The sequence below is a fragment of the Actinomadura sp. DC4 genome (genome assembly GCF_030406325.1).
GTDB lineage: Bacteria > Actinomycetota > Actinomycetes > Streptosporangiales > Streptosporangiaceae > Actinoallomurus.
Window position 1 is genome coordinate 25,378 of sequence record NZ_JAUEQY010000010.1, and the last position, 14,520, is coordinate 39,897.

Sequence of the window (14,520 nt, forward strand, 5' to 3'; positions counted from 1 at the left end):
CGGGAGCCCCAGGCGAAGGAGGCTCCCGCATGGCCAAGCTGATCTACTCGGCGATCACCTCGCTCGACGGTTACGTGGCGGACGCGGACGGCAAGTTCGACTGGAGCGTGCCGGACGCGGAGGTGATGGCCTTCCTCAACGAGATCGAGCGGCCGCTCGGCACCTATCTGTACGGGCGCCGCATGTACGAGGTGATGTCCGGCTGGGAGACCGCGCACCTGCGGGAGAACCAGCTCCCCGCCTCGGAGGACTTCACCCGGCTCTGGCAGGCGGCGAGCAAGGTCGTCTACTCGCGGACGCTGGACGAGGTCACCACGTCCAAGACGCGGCTGGAGCGGGAGTTCGACCCCGGCGCCGTTCGCGCGATGAAGGAAGAGTCCGCGGCGGACATGAGCGTCGGCGGCTCCGAACTCGCGGGTGTGGCGCTCAAGGCCGGCGTCGTGGACGAGGTCCACCTCTACATGTCGCCCATCCTCGTCGGCGGCGGCAAGCCGTCCCTGCCCGACGACATCCGGCTGCCGCTCGAACTCCTCCAAGAGCGACGGTTCGGCAACGGCGTGGTCTACGTGCGCTACCGCACCGGCCTCTGACGGGGGCGCCGGGCCGAGTAGCCTGTGCCTTCGTCGAGGGCAGGGAGGACGACATGGTCCGCGTCGCGGTGCTGGACGACTACCAGGGCGTCGCCGCCGAGATGGCGGACTGGACGGGCCGGCTGCCCGGCGCGGAGGTACGGTTCTTCACCTCGCACATCGCCGACCCTGACGCCCTGGTGGCCGAGCTCGCGCCGTACGAGGTCATCGTGGCGATGCGTGAGCGCACCCCCTTTCCGGCGGAGGTCCTGGCCCGGCTGCCACGGCTGCGGCTGCTGGTCACGACGGGCATGCGGAACGCCTCGATCGCGCTCGACGCCGCCCGCGATCGCGGCATCGTGGTGTCGGGCACGCGTGGCCTGCCTGGGGGCACGTCCGAGCTGACCTGGGCGCTCATCCTCGGCCTGGTCCGCGGCGTCGCGGCCGACGACGCGCGGATCCGTACGGGCGGCTGGCAGGAGTCCGTCGGCCTGGACCTGGCGGGCCGGACGCTGGGCGTCGTGGGCCTGGGCCGGCTGGGCGCACGGGTTGCGAGGGTCGGCCTCGCCTTCGAGATGAACGTGATCGCCTGGAGCCCGAACCTCACCGAGGAACGCGCCGCCGAGCACGGCGTCACCCTGGCCACGAAGGAGACGCTGTTCGCGTCGGCCGACATCGTGACCCTGCACGTGGTGCTGAGCGAGCGCAGCCGTGGCCTGGTCGGCGAGCCTGACCTCCGGGCGATGAAGCCGAGCGCCTACCTGGTCAACACCTCACGCGCCGGCCTGGTCGACACGGACGCGCTGGCCCGCGCGCTGTCCGAGAAGTGGATCGCGGGCGCGGGCCTGGACGTCTTCGACGTCGAGCCACTGCCGTCCGACCACTGGCTACGCACCTCTCCGCGTACGCTGCTTTCCCCGCACATGGGCTACGTGACCGAGGGCGGCTACCGCGTGTTCTACGAGGACGCGGTCGAGGACATCGCCGCGTTCCTGGGCGGAGATCCCGTAAGGACCCTGTGATCCGTTCCCGTGGCATGGCCGTTCCGCGATAAAACCGATCTTTGAGTTGTTCTATTACACTTGGTGTCACGCGCTCAACGGAGCGTAGAAGTCGTCTCAAAGGTGGCGGCTCATGGATCCTGTGCAACTGGCGGGCGCGGCGGCGGCTCTCTTGGCGGCCAGTGGCGGGGAGGCCGTTGCCGAGGCGGTCGGAAAGCGCGCTTGGGCGGAGATTTCCCAGCTCAGGGCACTTGTCGGTCGTCGCCTGACACATCATTCCGGTGACGAGAGGGCGCTCGAACGTGCCCAGCGGACGCCGGCGAAAAGTGACGACGTTCAACGCCTCGCGGACATCATCCGGCGGCTCGTCGAAGATGATCCGGAATTCCGTGCAGAACTCAATTCCCTCGTCAGCGCGGCCGGAAAAGACTCCGCTTTTCACCCCATACTCGTGCAGCTGGCCGGTGGGGCCGAGATCGGGAAGCTGACGATATTCAATGGCCCGGTCAGCGGGGACATCTCCTTCTGAGAGGGGGAGCATGCACGAACAACGGCCGGTCAGCCTCGCCATCGGCGACGGCGCCGTCATCGGCAAGATCGCCATCGTCGGCACCGCCCTCGGCGATGTGGTCGTCGAGCGTGCCGACGGCGACGAGACGGAGATGAACCGCCGCCAGCTCCTGCGCCGCATCTCGTCCGGCCTCGGCCTGGGCGTGAGCGTCGCCTCGATCGAGGCGGTCGACTCCCTGCGTACGGTCGCCGAGGCCACCATCGAGCGCGGGGCCCTCTCGCCGCAGGTCCTCGACTCCTGGGAACACCGGATCAACGAGCACGTGCACGACTACGCGACCAGACCGGCCCGAGAGTTACTCCAGGACCTGATCATCGACTTCTCCGATCTGCAGGCGCTGCTCGACCGCTGCCGTTCACCGCGTACGGGCAAGATCCTGGTCCACCTGCTCGGCCGGGCCGCGGCGGTCATCGCGGTCGTCATCGACGACCTCGGCGCCACGCGTACCGCCCGCTCCTGGATGCGCACGGCCCGTACGGCGGCCGTCGAAGCCGGTGACCGGCCGCATGTCGCATGGACGCTGGCCCGGGAGGCGTTCTTCCTCCTGCACTACGGCCACTCGGGCCGTTCGGCCCTGGAGATGAGCCGGGCCGCGACGGCGGCGGCACGGGTGACCTGGTCGGCGCGGGTCATGGCACCGACCGTGGCGGCACGGGCACACGCCCGTCGCGGGGCCACACATGAGGCCATCGCCGCACTCGACGAGGCGGACCGCGCCTTCGAACACCTGGGGGCGGAAGCGACACAGGGGCTGTTCGGGTGGAGTTACCGGCAGATGACGTTCAGCGCGGGCAAGGCGCTGACGACCCTCGGCGAGACCCGTCGGGCGCTCGCCGCCCAGGATCGGGCACTGGCGCTGTTTCCCGCCGAGGAGGTCCTGGACCCGGCGTTGATCCGTCTCGACCGGGCCCAGGCACTCATCCGGGCCGGTGACGTCACCGAAGGCTGCCGGTTCGGCGCCGACACCCTGCGCGGGCTCCCGCCGGCGTTCCACTCGCCACTGATCGTGAGCTGGGCGGAGGAGGCGCTGAGCGTGGTGCCTCGTGTTCGTCGTGGTGTGGAGGTGGCGGATTTTCGCGCCGCGCTGGCGGGGGTCAGCGTGGGTTGACGACGTTCGTGGGAGTGCCGCCCAGGAAGGCCGCCACGTTCGCGACGCAGGTGTCGCCCTTGCGGCGCAGTGCCTCCGTGGTGTTGAAGCCGATGTGCGGAGTCAGGAGCACGCCTGGCGCGGAGGTCAGCCGGTCGTCGGGGTAGTGGATGTCATCGAGCGCGGCGCCGGCCAGGTGGCCGTCGCACAGGGCGTCGGCCAGTGCCCGCTGGTCGACCAGGCCGGCTCGCGCGGTGTTGATGAGATACGCTCCGGCGCGCATCGCCGCGAGCTCACGCCGTCCGATCAGCCCCCGCGTCGCGGGCGACAGCGGGGTGTGTAGCGAGACGACGTCGCTCTCTGCGAGAAGCGCGCCGAGGGGGCGGAACTCGACGCCGAGGTCGCCGGCCCGCCGGCCCGACATCGTGCGAGCGCACGCGAGGACGCGCATGCCGAAGGTCCCGGCCAAACGGGCGACCTCGGAGCCGATGTCGCCGATGCCGACGAGCCCCAGAGTCCTGCCGGCGAGTTCGATGCCCTCGAAGCCGCGCCAGGTGTATTCGCCCGACCTGATGCTGCGGTCCGCCGTCACGAGATGGCGGGTCAGCGCAAGCAGCAGCCCGATGGTGAGCTCGGCGACGGCCCGGCCGGCGTACGCGGGGACGTTCGCGATCGTGACGCCGTGCCGTGCGGCGGCGCCGACGTCGACGGAGTCGTGGCCGGTGGCCCACACCGAGATCATTCGCAGCCTCGGCAGGCGCCGGAACACCTCACCGTCCAGCACCGTCCAGCCGACGATCACAACGTCGGCGTCGGCGGACCGGGCCACCACCTCCTCGATGCCACACGGGCCCTCGGAGTAACCGGTCACCTCGCCGAGGGAGTCGAGCCGTTCGCGGTGCCGGTCACTGAACTCGACCTCGTCGAGGATCACGATCTTCACGCTCACGGCCGCCTCCAAGAACGTTGCTCAGAGTCGTTATACACATACGCACCGGAGCGGGAGGGTGTCGTTGTGCACGGGTCGCTCTCTGAGGTGAACGTGGTGAGTTATCCGGTCAGGGGGGTCGCTCCCGGTTCGCCGATACCCGGGATACGGGCCGCCGAGGTGCCCAGACCCGTGGGCAGGAACGAGAAGACCGGCCGGGGCACCTCGCCGCGGAGGCGGAGCAGCTCGGCCTCCGTGTAGCGGACGCACCTGCGGTGCCATTCGAGGATGCCGGACATCCACTCCTTGAGGTCGTCGGCGTGGCGGGTGAGGGCCTCGCGGACGTCGTCGTCCTGGTCCGCGAGCATCGCCGGCAGGTCGGACTCGACGAGGTGCTCGAACTCCTCCATGCGCGCCGTCATCAGCCGGGCCGTGATGTCACGCGCGGTCAACCGGTCGACGCCCAGGAAGTTTTCGATGACCAGGACGAGGTTGTGGACCTCGCCCTCGAATTCGATCTCCTTTTGGTAGGAGAACAGGTCGTTGGTGAAGCAGGCGTAGTCCTGCGCCGCGGTGTCCAGCTCGTGCATCACCCGCGTCCGGTAGAGCTCCGATGGCACCACGTCGGCGTGCGCGAGGCGGGCCAGGCTCCTGGTCAGGTCCGAGCCGAACGTCTTGCGGCGCATCTCCACGTAGTCGATCGGGTCGGGGACGCGGTTCGCCGCCTGGTTCGCCAGCTCCCACAGCCAGCTCGCCGTCATGTCCTCCACCGCCGTACGGAACTGCCCGCGCGCGTCGGCGCTCATCGGACCCGCCGTACGCCGCCACAGGTCGGCGAGGCCGCGCTCGATCGGGCCGGCCGGCTCGGGGATGACCCCGTCGTCGTCCAGCGGCATGAAGGCGGAGAGCCGGTCGTTGCAGGCCTTGGCCCCGGCCAGGTCGCGGGTCGCGCCGAACACCACCGGGAAGTAGTCGTCGCCGTAGGTGCCCCATGACAGCCAGTCGGTCGACAGGCGGAGCTGTTCGGGGCTCGCGTCGGCGTGGATCATCGCGGCGCAGTGCGCGAGGTCGATGCCGACGAAGCGCTCTTCGTCCCAGACGCCGCGGGCCTCCACGCCCGGCACCGAGTCGAAGAAGCCCATCCGCCGCGCCCAGTCCACCGAGTGGCTCCGCGCGTCGTCCAGGTGCGGGCTCGTACGGACCGGGAACGGCATGGAGAACGCGGGCAGCGGCAGATGGCCGACCGGCTGGTAGGGCCGGTGGGAGTGCTGCCGGAACCGGTGGCGCAGGCCGGTCGCGAGCGTCGCGGCGGAGGTGCCGAGGCCGGTCGGGCCGGAGGCCAGGCCGCCGTTCATGTAGCGGCTGGACCGCTCGTGCCACTCGTGACCGCCGGACTGCCAGTCCTGCAGGCCCTTGACGTAGGCGGCGACGGCGACCTGCTCGGGCACCGACGCGGCGCGGTCGGCGAGCAGACCGGGGATCTCGGTCAGCGCGGTGGTCTCGAACTGCTGCAGCCGTGAGGTCAGCAGGTCGTTGACCAGTTCGGCGGCGTCTTGGGTCGGGCAGTCGAAGAACCGCTCGAAGACCAGCACGGCGTTGGAGTTCTCGCCCTCTTCTTGGACCTCACGCTGGTAGGAGAACAGGTCGTTGCGCAGGTGGACGCCGTCGGCGAACGTGTCGGACAGGACCTGCAGCGGCCGGGTGCCGGCGAAGCGCGCGGGCACCTCGGCGCCCACCGCGTACTCCACGAGGTCGGCCGACCAGGGCGCGCCGCCGACCCGCCGCCGCATCTGGACGTACTCGATCGGGTTGGCGATGCGGCCGCGGTCGATGTTGTCCAGCTCCCACATCGACTCGACCATCAGGTTGTGGGTGCTGAGCGTGAATCGTGCGCGCCATTCGTCCGACATCGCGGGGACGGTGCGTTCCCATAGGTCTTTTAGTCCGGCTTCGGCGGCATTTTCCGGCTCTGGCGGGGTTTCGCCGTCCGCGGTCATGAAGAGCTCAAGCCGGTCGACGTATGCCTTCGCGGCGACGAGATCGCGGGAGTATTTGAACTCCTCGAGGAATTGGTCGTCGAAGAAGAACACCCAGACGTACCAGTCGGTGATCAGGTCGAGGGTGTCGCCGTCGCAGTCGGGGTGGGTGTAGGCGCACATCAGGCCGTAGTCCATGCGGGCGAGGTCGGTCTCGTCCCAGACGAGCCCGCCGCCGGGCTTCTGCGCGTCGAGCATGCCCATCTTGCGCGCCCAGGCCATGCTGTGCTGCCGGGATCGCTCCAAGTTTGGGTTGATTCGGGCTTGATATGGCATATAGAAGTCAGGCATCAGGAATGGCTGCATGAGGAAATGATTACCCGACGGGTGTGACGGTAATACCTGGATCAAGAAATGGTTTGGTTTGACGAGCGATATGCCGTTTTTGTCACGTCACGTGGCCCGATAGCGCAGGAGCGCGACGTCCCCGACGGCCCTGACTTCGACGAGCGTCATCCGGCGCCCCGGCCCGTGCGGGAACGTCCCGGGGTTGACGAACCTCGGCGCGTCCGCGTCGCCGACGAAGAAGGGCGCGATCGCGAGGTGGATCTCATCGGCCAGACCGGCGGTGAGGAACTGCGTGTGGACCGTACCCCCGCCCTCGACCATGAGCCGGCCGATGCCGCGTTCTCCCAGGTCGTCGAGGACCTCGGCCGGGTCGACGCGCTTCCCCAGCCCGACCACCTCGGCGAGGTCGCCCAGGCGTTCCTTGATCTCCGTCGCGGCGTCGTCGGGCGCGTAGACGAGCTTGTCGCCGCCGTGGTGCCAGAACCTGAGGCCGGGATCGAGGTCGCCACCGGCGGTGAGAGTGACCTTGAGCGGGTACGGCGGGAGGTTCCGCGCCTGCCGCGCGGCCCGGCGCTCGGGCGCGTTCACGAGCAACCGCGGATTGTCGCGCCGCAGCGTGGTGGCCCCGATCAGGATCGCGTCGCACCCGGCCCGTACCTGGTCGACCCGGTCGAAGTCGCAGGAGTTGGACAGCCGCAGCCGCTCGGGGGCGGTGTCGTCGATGTAGCCGTCGAGGGAGGTGGCGACGCTGAGCAGGACGTAGGGACGCATGCGACCGGTCCTCACCAAAGGGTCCTCACATAGTGACCGAGCCGGGCACCCGGAAACATTCCGCGAGAACGGCTCTTTTACAGCAGTAACGGGCCCGCGCGTTTGACGGTTCGAATGATGGGGGCGGTTTCCATCGACGTGACGTCCTCGATCGAGGCGAGCCGTTCGGTGAGGTAGCGGCTCAGATGGAGGGGATCACGGCAGTTCAGCGCCGCCACGAGGTTGGTTGGCCCGGTGGTCAGCGCGGCGAAGGCGATCTCCGGATGGCGGGCCAGCGCCTCGCCGACCGCGACCACGCTCGACGGCCGGGCGGCGATCCACAAACGGGCCTCGGTGCCGAAACCGGCCACCGCCGGCGGCAGGTCGAGCTGGTAGTCCACCACTCCGCCGCTGCGGAGCGCCTGCACGCGGCGCTTCACGGTCGTCTCCGACCAGCCGGTCGCGGCGGCGAGTTCGGCGTACGGGGCGCGGCCGTCCCGGTAGAGCGCCCGCAGCAGCGCCTTGTCGCCGTCATCGAGGTCGAGCGGCCCGTCCTCCGCCACCACCGGCGGCGGCCGGAGCCGGTCCACCTGCTCGGGGGACAGCCAGGCCAGGCCCTGCCAGCCGCCCGGCAGGACGAAACCGCGCAGCAGCAGGTGCGCGGTGACCGACACCACTCGGCTCGTACGGGGGAGTTTGTCCAGCAACAGGGCGTCCTGCTCCTGCGGGCCGCGGGTCCGCACCGTGCAGGACACCTCGGTGCCGCCCGACAGCAGATACACGAATGAGGTGTCGTCGCGGGCGGCGAGCGCCTGGGCGACCGCAGCTGCCGCGTCCGGGGTGCACCGCAGCCGTACGGTCCACTGAACGTGTCCCAGCCGGCCGCCGTTGACCAGGCCGACCACGCGGAGCGAGCCCTGCCCGCGCAGCCGCCGGTAGCGGCGGGCCACGGTGTTCTCCGAGACCCCGAGCACCTCGGCGATCGTACGGAACGGGGCGGGGCCGTCGATCTGCAGCGCGTGGATCAGACCTCGGTCGACGGAATCCACCTGTTCTTCCTTCTCCGGTGACGGTTTCCGGCAAGAATACGGCCCTGGCTGGGCCTGGCCTCCGTACGGGCGGAGGCTGACCGGCATGACGAACGTGATCCTCGCCGCCACCGGAAACGTCGGCCGCCAGATCGTCGCCCAGCTCGCCGGCCACGCCGCCGTACGGGCGGTCACCCGCGACCCCGCCGCCCTGCCGGGCTCGGTGTACGGCGACCTGTCGGCCCCTGACACGATCGCGGCCTGCGTGGAGGAGGGCGACGCGGTCTTCCTGCTCTGGCCGCTGCACACCGGACGGCTCCTGCCCGCCGTGGTGGACGCCATCGCCCGCCGGGCCGGGCGGGTGGTGTTCCTGGGCACGGGCGGAGTCCCCGACCTCGGGTTCGAGGAGCAGGAGAAGCTGATCCACGGCTGCGGGATCGCGTCCACGGTGCTGCGGCCGAGCACGTTCGCGGTGAACACGCTGTGGTGGACCGGCCAGATCCGTACCGGAGACGTCGTACGTGGGGCGTACGGCGCGTTGCCGATGGCGCTGATCCACGAGGCCGACATGGCCGCGGTCGCCGTCCGTGCGCTCACCGAGCCGGGGCACGACGATGCGACGTACGAGCTGACCGGCCCGGAGATCCTCACCCAGGCCGAGCAGGTCCGCGTCATCGGCGAGGTGCTGGACCGGCCGCTGCGCTGGGAGGGGCTCACCCGCGAACAGGCGCGCCTGCGCCTGCTCGCCGACGAGACGTTCCCGGACTCCTTCGTCGACGTGCTGCTCGACGGTTACGCCGCCATGCTCGCCGGGCCGCCGCCGACCCTCACGTCCACCGTCCAGGACGTCACCGGCACCCCGCCACGATCACTGCGTGAGTGGGTCGCCGACCATGCGGCCGACTTCGTTTGTCCTGGTCCGTGAGCTGTTGTAGCCTCAAAGTTGCGTTCTGTGGTTTGAAGCTCACTCTTTGAGTGACTCCCGCCACTCCAGACCCTCGGTGGCGCTCACACCCGTCGTGTTCGTGAGTGGAGGGTTCAGGAGCGTGTCAGGTAATGACGGATCGATCCGGGCGGAAAAACCCGCGCCCGTGGAGCGACTTGAGCGCGTGAGGCGGTTCCGGCCGGTGGCCGAGGCGTGTCCCGTCCGTTCGGTGATCGTCGATGACAGCGACCGCTTCCTCCAGGCGGCCTGCCGCATGCTGGCCGGGGACGGGTTCGCCGTCGTCGGCGCGGCCACCGACGGCGATCAGGGGGCGCGCCTGGTCGCCGACCTGTGCCCGGACCTCGCGCTCATCGATCTCTACCTGGGCGCGGCCAACGGCCTCGAACTGATCGCCGACCTCGTGGACTCGGGACTGGCCGAGCACACGTTCACCATCCTCATCTCGAGCTATTCCGACGAGGATCTTCGCAGCCTCTGCGAGTATGGCGTCGCCGACGGCTACCTGTCCAAGCCGGACCTGTCCGGCGACGCGGTCCGCGCCATCCTGCGTGGCGCGGCTCATGGGGCCGTCCCGACATAACGGATCACCTGCCGGGCCTCTTCGGGGTCGGTCACGACCGCGCCGGCGACCTCGGCGAGACGGCGGTTGCCGGTACGGGCGTACGCGCGGAGCACCGTGAACGCCTCGTCAGTGCTGATCCGCCCGTACGTGGACAGAACGCCCTTGGCCTGCTCGATGATCACCCGGCTGTTCAGCGCGCCCTGGAGCTGCTCGACGACGGTCTCACTCCGCGTCAGGGCGCGTTCCTGCAGGATGGAGATGGTCGTGATGTCGGCCAGCGCTTGGCCCAGCGTGAGGTCATCCGCTGAGAGAGGTGCGACGCCCGTACGGAAGAGGTTCAGCGTCCCGATGGTCGACTCGCGCAGCCGCATGGGCAGCGCGTGCACGGTCCGGAAGCCCTGTTCTTCCGCCACGGACACGAAACCGGGCCACCGGTCGCGCCATCGAGGCAGGTCAGCGGCGGTGACGGGCTCCCCGGTGTGGAAGCACTCCAGGCACGGGCCCTCCTGGTCGGCCTGCAGCTGGAACAGCTCCAGCATCTCGGCCTGTTCGTTCGAGGAGGCCAGCACCCCGAGATTGCCCTGCCCGTCGGTCAGCAGGAGCCCCGCCGCGGCGACATCGAGCAGGCGGACGCTGTGCCCGGCCAGACGATGCGCCATGTCGATCAGGTCATAGCCGACGACCATCGTGTCGGCGATATCGATGAAAGCCGCGGTCAACGCCGGCTCTCGCGTAGTCGGCATCTCCCTTCCCCCCTCTTCTCTATCGGGCGAGCCGCAGCCGCCCGGTCAGTACCTCCTCGGCGACTTCCTCCAACGGACGCGAGGAGCCGAAGGCATGTCCGCGCAGGCGGGCGAGCGCCTCACCGACGGAGATCCCGAGATCGGCGGCCAGCGCGCCGGTGGCCTGGTGGACCACCGCGTGGGTGCGCCAGGACAGGTCGAACAACGCGACCTCGTCCTCCCCACCGGCGACGTCGATGTTCAGGAGCGCCACCGTGACGGCGTCGGTCACCGCGAGGGCCTCCGCGATCTCCTCCAGCGGCCCGGCGCGAGCGCGGTAGCAGTCGAGCACGCCGATGCCGATCACCCCGATCTGCAGGGGAAACGCGAAGACGGCGGCGACCCCGGACCCTTCCGCCTCCCACGTGAACATCGGCCACCGAAGCTGCGCCTCGTGGGTCTGCAGGTCCGGCACGAGAACCGGCCGCCCGGCGACGAACGCCGACACGCACGGCCCCTCACCGAACCCGAACTGCCATTCCTCGATCCGCGCGCCCCGCTCGTCACTGGCGCCGACGAGCACGCGCCCGTCCGGCCGGTCCTTGGGCATGAGGGACAGGCCGACCCCGTCCACCGGCAATGCCGCCCGACAGGCCCGGCACAACCTCTCCGGGATGTCCGCGGTGCCCGGAGGGTCGGCCACGATGTCCGCCAGCGCTCCCGCCAGCCGTATCCGATCAACCGCCATACGAGCCGCCTCCCGGCCGAACCGTATGTATCCGGTTACTTACAGTGTACGTTCCGTACGCCGCCGGCGGTCACATTCCTCCGCTGCGACCGGTCAGGGGAGTGACAACCTCAGCCGACGTCATGGGGGATGCGTTCCGATGTCCAACAAACCCGCGATCGCCTACTGGATGATCAGCTTGCCCGTGCTCCTGGAGACGGGAGTCGGCGCGGAGTGGGACCTCGCGCGGATCAAGTACACGCGCGACATCTTCGAGACGATTCACTTTCCGCTCTACTTCCTCACGATCCTGGGCATCGCCAAGGTCCTCGCCGTGCTCGCGCTGCTCGCTCCGCGCCTCCCGCGCCTGAAGGAGTGGGCGTACGCCGGGGTGTTCTTCGTCTACGCGGGAGCGACCGCCGCCCACCTCGCCGTTCGCGACGACGCGGGAATCGTCATGCCCCTCGTCTTCGCCGCGCTGACGCTCGTCTCCTGGGGCCTGCGCCCTCCATCGCGCCGAGACCCCGCCCCGCTACGTCTCCGGCCCTCCGTTCGACCGACGCGGGCCCCGTCACCTCTAAAGTGACACGGGGGGTTTTGATGATTAGTGCGCGTATTGAGGAGTTCGTCCGTACCAAGGACGTGGCGGCGCTGACCGCCGACCTGCGGGCGGCGGGCGGTCCACTGGTCGAGCCGGCCGGTGCGGACGTGCTGGTGACGTTCGTGTGGATCGGGCCCCAGCGGCAGGTGTCGGTGCGGGGCGCCGAGGTCTTCGCGGACCCGACGGCGATGTCGCTCCCCATGGTCCGGGTGCCGGGCACCGACGTGTGGCACCTCGACGTTCGCGCCCCGCGTGGCATCACGACCGTCTACCAGTACGTGGTCGACGATCCGTTCCTCGACGCGGACATGGACGACCTGGCCCTGATGGGCCGCCTGGCCGACGAGTCGCGCGACCGCTCCTACGCCGACCCGTTCAACCCGCGGCGGCTGTACCCGAAGGCCGCCGTACTGGGCGGCGTCGAGGAGACCGACGAGGCCCGGTGGGACTCGGTGCTGGAACTCCCGGGCGTGGAGCCCGCACCGTGGTTCGACGGCCCGGCGCCGGCGCTGGATGAGCACCGCTTCACCTCGGCCGCGCTCGGCGGCGAGCGTACGGTCTCGGTGTACGCGCCGGCGGACGCCCGGTCGCTGGTGGTCCTGCTCGACGGCGAGTCGTGGCTGTCGGCGGCACGTCTGCACGCCGGCCTCGCGTCCCTGATGGAGTCGGGCGCCATGCCGCCGGCGGTGGTGGCGTTCGTGCACAACCCGCCGGACATGAGGAAGGCCCGGATGACCGAGATGGCGTGCCACTCGGGCCTGACCACGATGCTGGCGGACGAACTGCTGCCGCTGCTGCGGTCCCACTATGACGTGCCGGGCGACGTGGTCGTCGGCGGAAGCAGCCTCGGCGGTCTGGCCGCGTGCTTCGCGGCGTACGAGCGTCCGGAGGTGTTCGACGCCGTACTGTCGATCTCGGGCAGCCACTGGTGGGGCTACCTTCCGGAGCCGGGCGGCTGGGGCCGCGACGGCGAGCCGGAGTGGCTGACGCGCCGCTTCGCCGACGCACCGCGGGCCCGGACCCGCTTCTGGATCGACGTCGGTGTGCTGGAGACCGGCGCGTCACCGCTGTACCCCGGCACCGACCATCGTGGGGCCAACCGTCACCTGCGTACGGTCCTGCGTGCCAAGGGTTACGACGTCACCTACTACGAGGCCCCGGGCGGCCACGACTCCGCGACCTTCCGGCGCAGCGCGGTGCGGGGCCTTACCGCCCTGCTCACCCCGGCGAGCTGACCCGCCGGGGAGTCGTTCTCAGCGGCGGTGGACGCTGACGGCATAGCCGCCGCCGTCGTACGGGTCGGCGTCCCAGGTGGCGAAGCGGTCGACGAAGGTGAGGCCGGCCCCGGCGCAGTAGGCGTCGTACTCCGGCAGCGTGATGCTGGGCGGTACCGGCAGGTGGGCCTGATCCAAGCCGAATCCGGCGACCAGCAGACCGCCCGGGCGCAGGGCCGAGGTCAGGCGGCCGACCACCGTGGCCTCCGTGCCGGCGGCGAGAAGCGGGAAGATGTTGCCGGCGGCGACCACGAGATCGAAGTCCGCGGCCGGGTCGAGCTCCGCCAGGTCGGCCTGGATCCAGGGCAGTCCCGGCGCCTCCTTCCGCGCCACCGCCAGCATGGACGCGTCGAGATCCACTCCGACACAGTCGTACCCGAGCTCCGCGAGGCGGATCGCGACTCGCCCGGTACCGCATCCGGCGTCCAGTACCCGGGCTCCGGCGGGCACGAGCGCGGCGCAGAACCGCGCCTCACCGTGCATGTCCTTACCGCTCCCGGCCAGGGCCGCGAACCGCGTCGCGTAGTCCTCTCCGGACGTCCCACCGGTCAGCTCTTGCCAGCGACTCATGAGGGAAGCATAGAGAGCGGCCATGAGAAGAGGGCCCGTGCCGACTCGGCACAGGCCCTCTTGTGGTGGATCACATCAGGACGAAGGAGAAGCCCAGTTTCGTCCTGCGGAGTTCCCAGCATCCGTCCCAGTCGAGCGCGAACCGGTTGCGCCGGGCGATCAACGGGTCGAGCAGGGTTGCCGCGACGAGGGAAGGCGAGTTGGCCGAGTAACCGGCCAGCAGGCCGGCGGGCAGCGAACGGACCGGGACGCGCTCGTGGACGGTGAGTTTGCCGGTCCGGCCGCAGGAAACGCAGCCGACCAGGAGCCAGACGTGGAGAAGCTTGCCGTTGGCGTTGACGCGGAACCTGCCGTTGCCGGTGGTGGCGTGGCCGGAGGGGCAGGCCACACATCGGAGGGCGAGCAGAGGCAGGCGGGTACGCCGCACCACCCAGGGCAGCACGATATGGGGATGTGAGGACATGATCTCTCTGCAGACCTGACGAAGAGCACGGAGAACAGAGCCGACGGCGTCGTCGGCGACCGGTGCGCGGGAAGGTGTCAGGTCTAAAGAGCAGGCGGCGTCATGCGCGCGAGGTCCTCACGTAGGGGTGGGGAACCCAAATCAGGCGACCGCCATCCGAGAGATCCACTCGTTTTCGCGGCCGGCCCGCCTCCACCCGGCCCTGCTGCGAAAATCAAAAATGGGGCTCCGAAGCGAAGCTTCGAAACCCCATCTGAACTGCTAGGTCACACTGTCGGGGTGGCGGGATTCGAACCCACGACCTCTTCGTCCCGAACGAAGCGCGCTACCAAGCTGCGCTACACCCCGGTGGCCACAGATCGCCTACAGCGCCTGCGCCGGGCTCTACTCTAGCGGA

16 protein-coding genes and 1 tRNA gene are annotated in these 14,520 nt (G+C 69.9%); 8 read left to right on the top strand and 9 right to left on the bottom strand.

The window, feature by feature from the left end; genetic code table 11:
* The first annotated feature begins 29 nt into the window (after positions 1-29).
* The 4 genes from QWU11_RS18085 to QWU11_RS18100 all read left to right on the top strand — a co-directional run bounded on the left by QWU11_RS18085 (position 30) and on the right by QWU11_RS18100 (position 3,249).
* Positions 30-590 (top strand): dihydrofolate reductase family protein, encoded by a 561-nt coding sequence (locus QWU11_RS18085; protein WP_290112220.1) that lies wholly within the window; start codon positions 30-32, stop codon positions 588-590.
* 53 nt (positions 591-643) lie between these two features.
* The gene (locus QWU11_RS18090; RefSeq protein ID WP_290112222.1) at positions 644-1,591 is read left to right on the top strand and encodes a D-2-hydroxyacid dehydrogenase family protein; all 948 of its coding nucleotides are present in this window, start codon (positions 644-646) and stop codon (positions 1,589-1,591) included.
* Between the two features lie 112 nt (positions 1,592-1,703).
* Positions 1,704-2,099, top strand: a complete 396-nt coding sequence (locus tag QWU11_RS18095; RefSeq protein ID WP_290112225.1) for a hypothetical protein — start codon at positions 1,704-1,706, stop codon at positions 2,097-2,099.
* A 10-nt stretch (positions 2,100-2,109) separates the two neighbouring features.
* Entirely contained in the window at positions 2,110-3,249 is a 1,140-nt protein-coding gene (locus tag QWU11_RS18100; protein WP_290112227.1) for a hypothetical protein, read from the top strand.
* On the opposite strand, the gene QWU11_RS18105 is transcribed toward QWU11_RS18100, so the two are convergent.
* The 4 genes from QWU11_RS18105 to QWU11_RS18120 form a co-directional block, all read right to left on the bottom strand.
* Entirely contained in the window at positions 3,236-4,177 is a 942-nt protein-coding gene (locus tag QWU11_RS18105) for an NAD(P)-dependent oxidoreductase (protein WP_290112229.1), read from the bottom strand. The two genes, QWU11_RS18100 and QWU11_RS18105, sit on opposite strands and share 14 nt — an antisense overlap.
* Before the next feature lie 101 nt (positions 4,178-4,278).
* Positions 4,279-6,498, bottom strand: coding sequence for a germacradienol/geosmin synthase (locus tag QWU11_RS18110; protein WP_290112231.1), 2,220 nt, complete (start codon positions 6,496-6,498; stop codon positions 4,279-4,281).
* A gap of 87 nt (positions 6,499-6,585) precedes the next feature.
* A complete protein-coding gene (locus QWU11_RS18115; RefSeq protein WP_290112251.1) occupies positions 6,586-7,251 on the bottom strand; it encodes a dihydrofolate reductase family protein in 666 nt (221 codons plus the stop codon).
* A gap of 77 nt (positions 7,252-7,328) precedes the next feature.
* Positions 7,329-8,279: an Lrp/AsnC family transcriptional regulator gene (locus QWU11_RS18120; protein ID WP_290112258.1), complete on the bottom strand. Its 951-nt coding sequence runs from the start codon at positions 8,277-8,279 to the stop codon at positions 7,329-7,331.
* A gap of 85 nt (positions 8,280-8,364) precedes the next feature.
* Here QWU11_RS18120 and QWU11_RS18125 point away from each other — a divergent pair, with 85 nt between their 5' ends.
* Together QWU11_RS18125 and QWU11_RS18130 are read left to right on the top strand one after the other, a co-directional pair.
* Positions 8,365-9,183: an NAD(P)H-binding protein gene (locus QWU11_RS18125; RefSeq protein WP_290112260.1), complete on the top strand. Its 819-nt coding sequence runs from the start codon at positions 8,365-8,367 to the stop codon at positions 9,181-9,183.
* A 229-nt stretch (positions 9,184-9,412) separates the two neighbouring features.
* The gene (locus QWU11_RS18130; protein ID WP_290112262.1) at positions 9,413-9,784 is read left to right on the top strand and encodes a response regulator; all 372 of its coding nucleotides are present in this window, start codon (positions 9,413-9,415) and stop codon (positions 9,782-9,784) included.
* Here the strand turns inward: QWU11_RS18130 and QWU11_RS18135 are convergent.
* Both QWU11_RS18135 and QWU11_RS18140 read right to left on the bottom strand, forming a co-directional pair.
* Positions 9,763-10,509 carry a GAF and ANTAR domain-containing protein gene (locus tag QWU11_RS18135; protein WP_290112264.1) on the bottom strand — a complete coding sequence of 249 codons (747 nt, stop codon included), beginning with the start codon at positions 10,507-10,509 and terminating at the stop codon, positions 9,763-9,765. The genes QWU11_RS18130 and QWU11_RS18135 overlap by 22 nt on opposite strands.
* 19 nt (positions 10,510-10,528) lie before the next feature.
* The gene (locus QWU11_RS18140) at positions 10,529-11,236 is read right to left on the bottom strand and encodes a GAF and ANTAR domain-containing protein (protein ID WP_290112266.1); all 708 of its coding nucleotides are present in this window, start codon (positions 11,234-11,236) and stop codon (positions 10,529-10,531) included.
* A gap of 139 nt (positions 11,237-11,375) precedes the next feature.
* Here QWU11_RS18140 and QWU11_RS18145 point away from each other — a divergent pair, with 139 nt between their 5' ends.
* Positions 11,376-11,801: a DoxX family protein gene (locus QWU11_RS18145; protein ID WP_290112270.1), complete on the top strand. Its 426-nt coding sequence runs from the start codon at positions 11,376-11,378 to the stop codon at positions 11,799-11,801.
* Between the two features lie 14 nt (positions 11,802-11,815).
* On the top strand, positions 11,816-13,051 hold the full coding sequence (locus tag QWU11_RS18150; protein ID WP_290112276.1) for an alpha/beta hydrolase-fold protein: 1,236 nt from the start codon (positions 11,816-11,818) through the stop codon (positions 13,049-13,051).
* Positions 13,052-13,069: 18 nt separating this feature from the next.
* Here the strand turns inward: QWU11_RS18150 and QWU11_RS18155 are convergent, their stop codons facing one another.
* The 3 genes from QWU11_RS18155 to QWU11_RS18165 form a co-directional block, all read right to left on the bottom strand.
* Positions 13,070-13,660 (bottom strand): class I SAM-dependent methyltransferase, encoded by a 591-nt coding sequence (locus tag QWU11_RS18155; RefSeq protein WP_290112288.1) that lies wholly within the window; start codon positions 13,658-13,660, stop codon positions 13,070-13,072.
* Positions 13,661-13,730: 70 nt separating this feature from the next.
* Complete coding sequence (locus tag QWU11_RS18160) at positions 13,731-14,102, bottom strand: DUF1062 domain-containing protein (RefSeq protein WP_290114234.1); 372 nt, start codon at positions 14,100-14,102, stop codon at positions 13,731-13,733.
* 295 nt (positions 14,103-14,397) lie between these two features.
* Positions 14,398-14,471 (bottom strand) — tRNA-Pro (locus QWU11_RS18165).
* Positions 14,472-14,520 lie beyond the last annotated feature (49 nt).

Bases quoted from the DNA above. Each gene is read 5' to 3' on its own strand.
- QWU11_RS18150 (WP_290112276.1), top strand. From the start codon at position 11,816: ATGATTAGTGCGCGTATTGAGGAGTTCGTCCGTACCAAGGACGTGGCG.
- QWU11_RS18110 (WP_290112231.1), bottom strand. From the start codon at position 6,498: ATGCAGCCATTCCTGATGCCTGACTTCTATATGCCATATCAAGCCCGA.
- QWU11_RS18115 (WP_290112251.1), bottom strand. From the start codon at position 7,251: ATGCGTCCCTACGTCCTGCTCAGCGTCGCCACCTCCCTCGACGGCTAC.
- QWU11_RS18125 (WP_290112260.1), top strand. From the start codon at position 8,365: ATGACGAACGTGATCCTCGCCGCCACCGGAAACGTCGGCCGCCAGATC.
- QWU11_RS18155 (WP_290112288.1), bottom strand. From the start codon at position 13,660: ATGAGTCGCTGGCAAGAGCTGACCGGTGGGACGTCCGGAGAGGACTAC.
- QWU11_RS18095 (WP_290112225.1), top strand. From the start codon at position 1,704: ATGGATCCTGTGCAACTGGCGGGCGCGGCGGCGGCTCTCTTGGCGGCC.
- QWU11_RS18140 (WP_290112266.1), bottom strand. From the start codon at position 11,236: ATGGCGGTTGATCGGATACGGCTGGCGGGAGCGCTGGCGGACATCGTG.
- QWU11_RS18100 (WP_290112227.1), top strand. From the start codon at position 2,110: ATGCACGAACAACGGCCGGTCAGCCTCGCCATCGGCGACGGCGCCGTC.
- QWU11_RS18135 (WP_290112264.1), bottom strand. From the start codon at position 10,509: ATGCCGACTACGCGAGAGCCGGCGTTGACCGCGGCTTTCATCGATATC.
- QWU11_RS18145 (WP_290112270.1), top strand. From the start codon at position 11,376: ATGTCCAACAAACCCGCGATCGCCTACTGGATGATCAGCTTGCCCGTG.
- QWU11_RS18085 (WP_290112220.1), top strand. From the start codon at position 30: ATGGCCAAGCTGATCTACTCGGCGATCACCTCGCTCGACGGTTACGTG.
- QWU11_RS18090 (WP_290112222.1), top strand. From the start codon at position 644: ATGGTCCGCGTCGCGGTGCTGGACGACTACCAGGGCGTCGCCGCCGAG.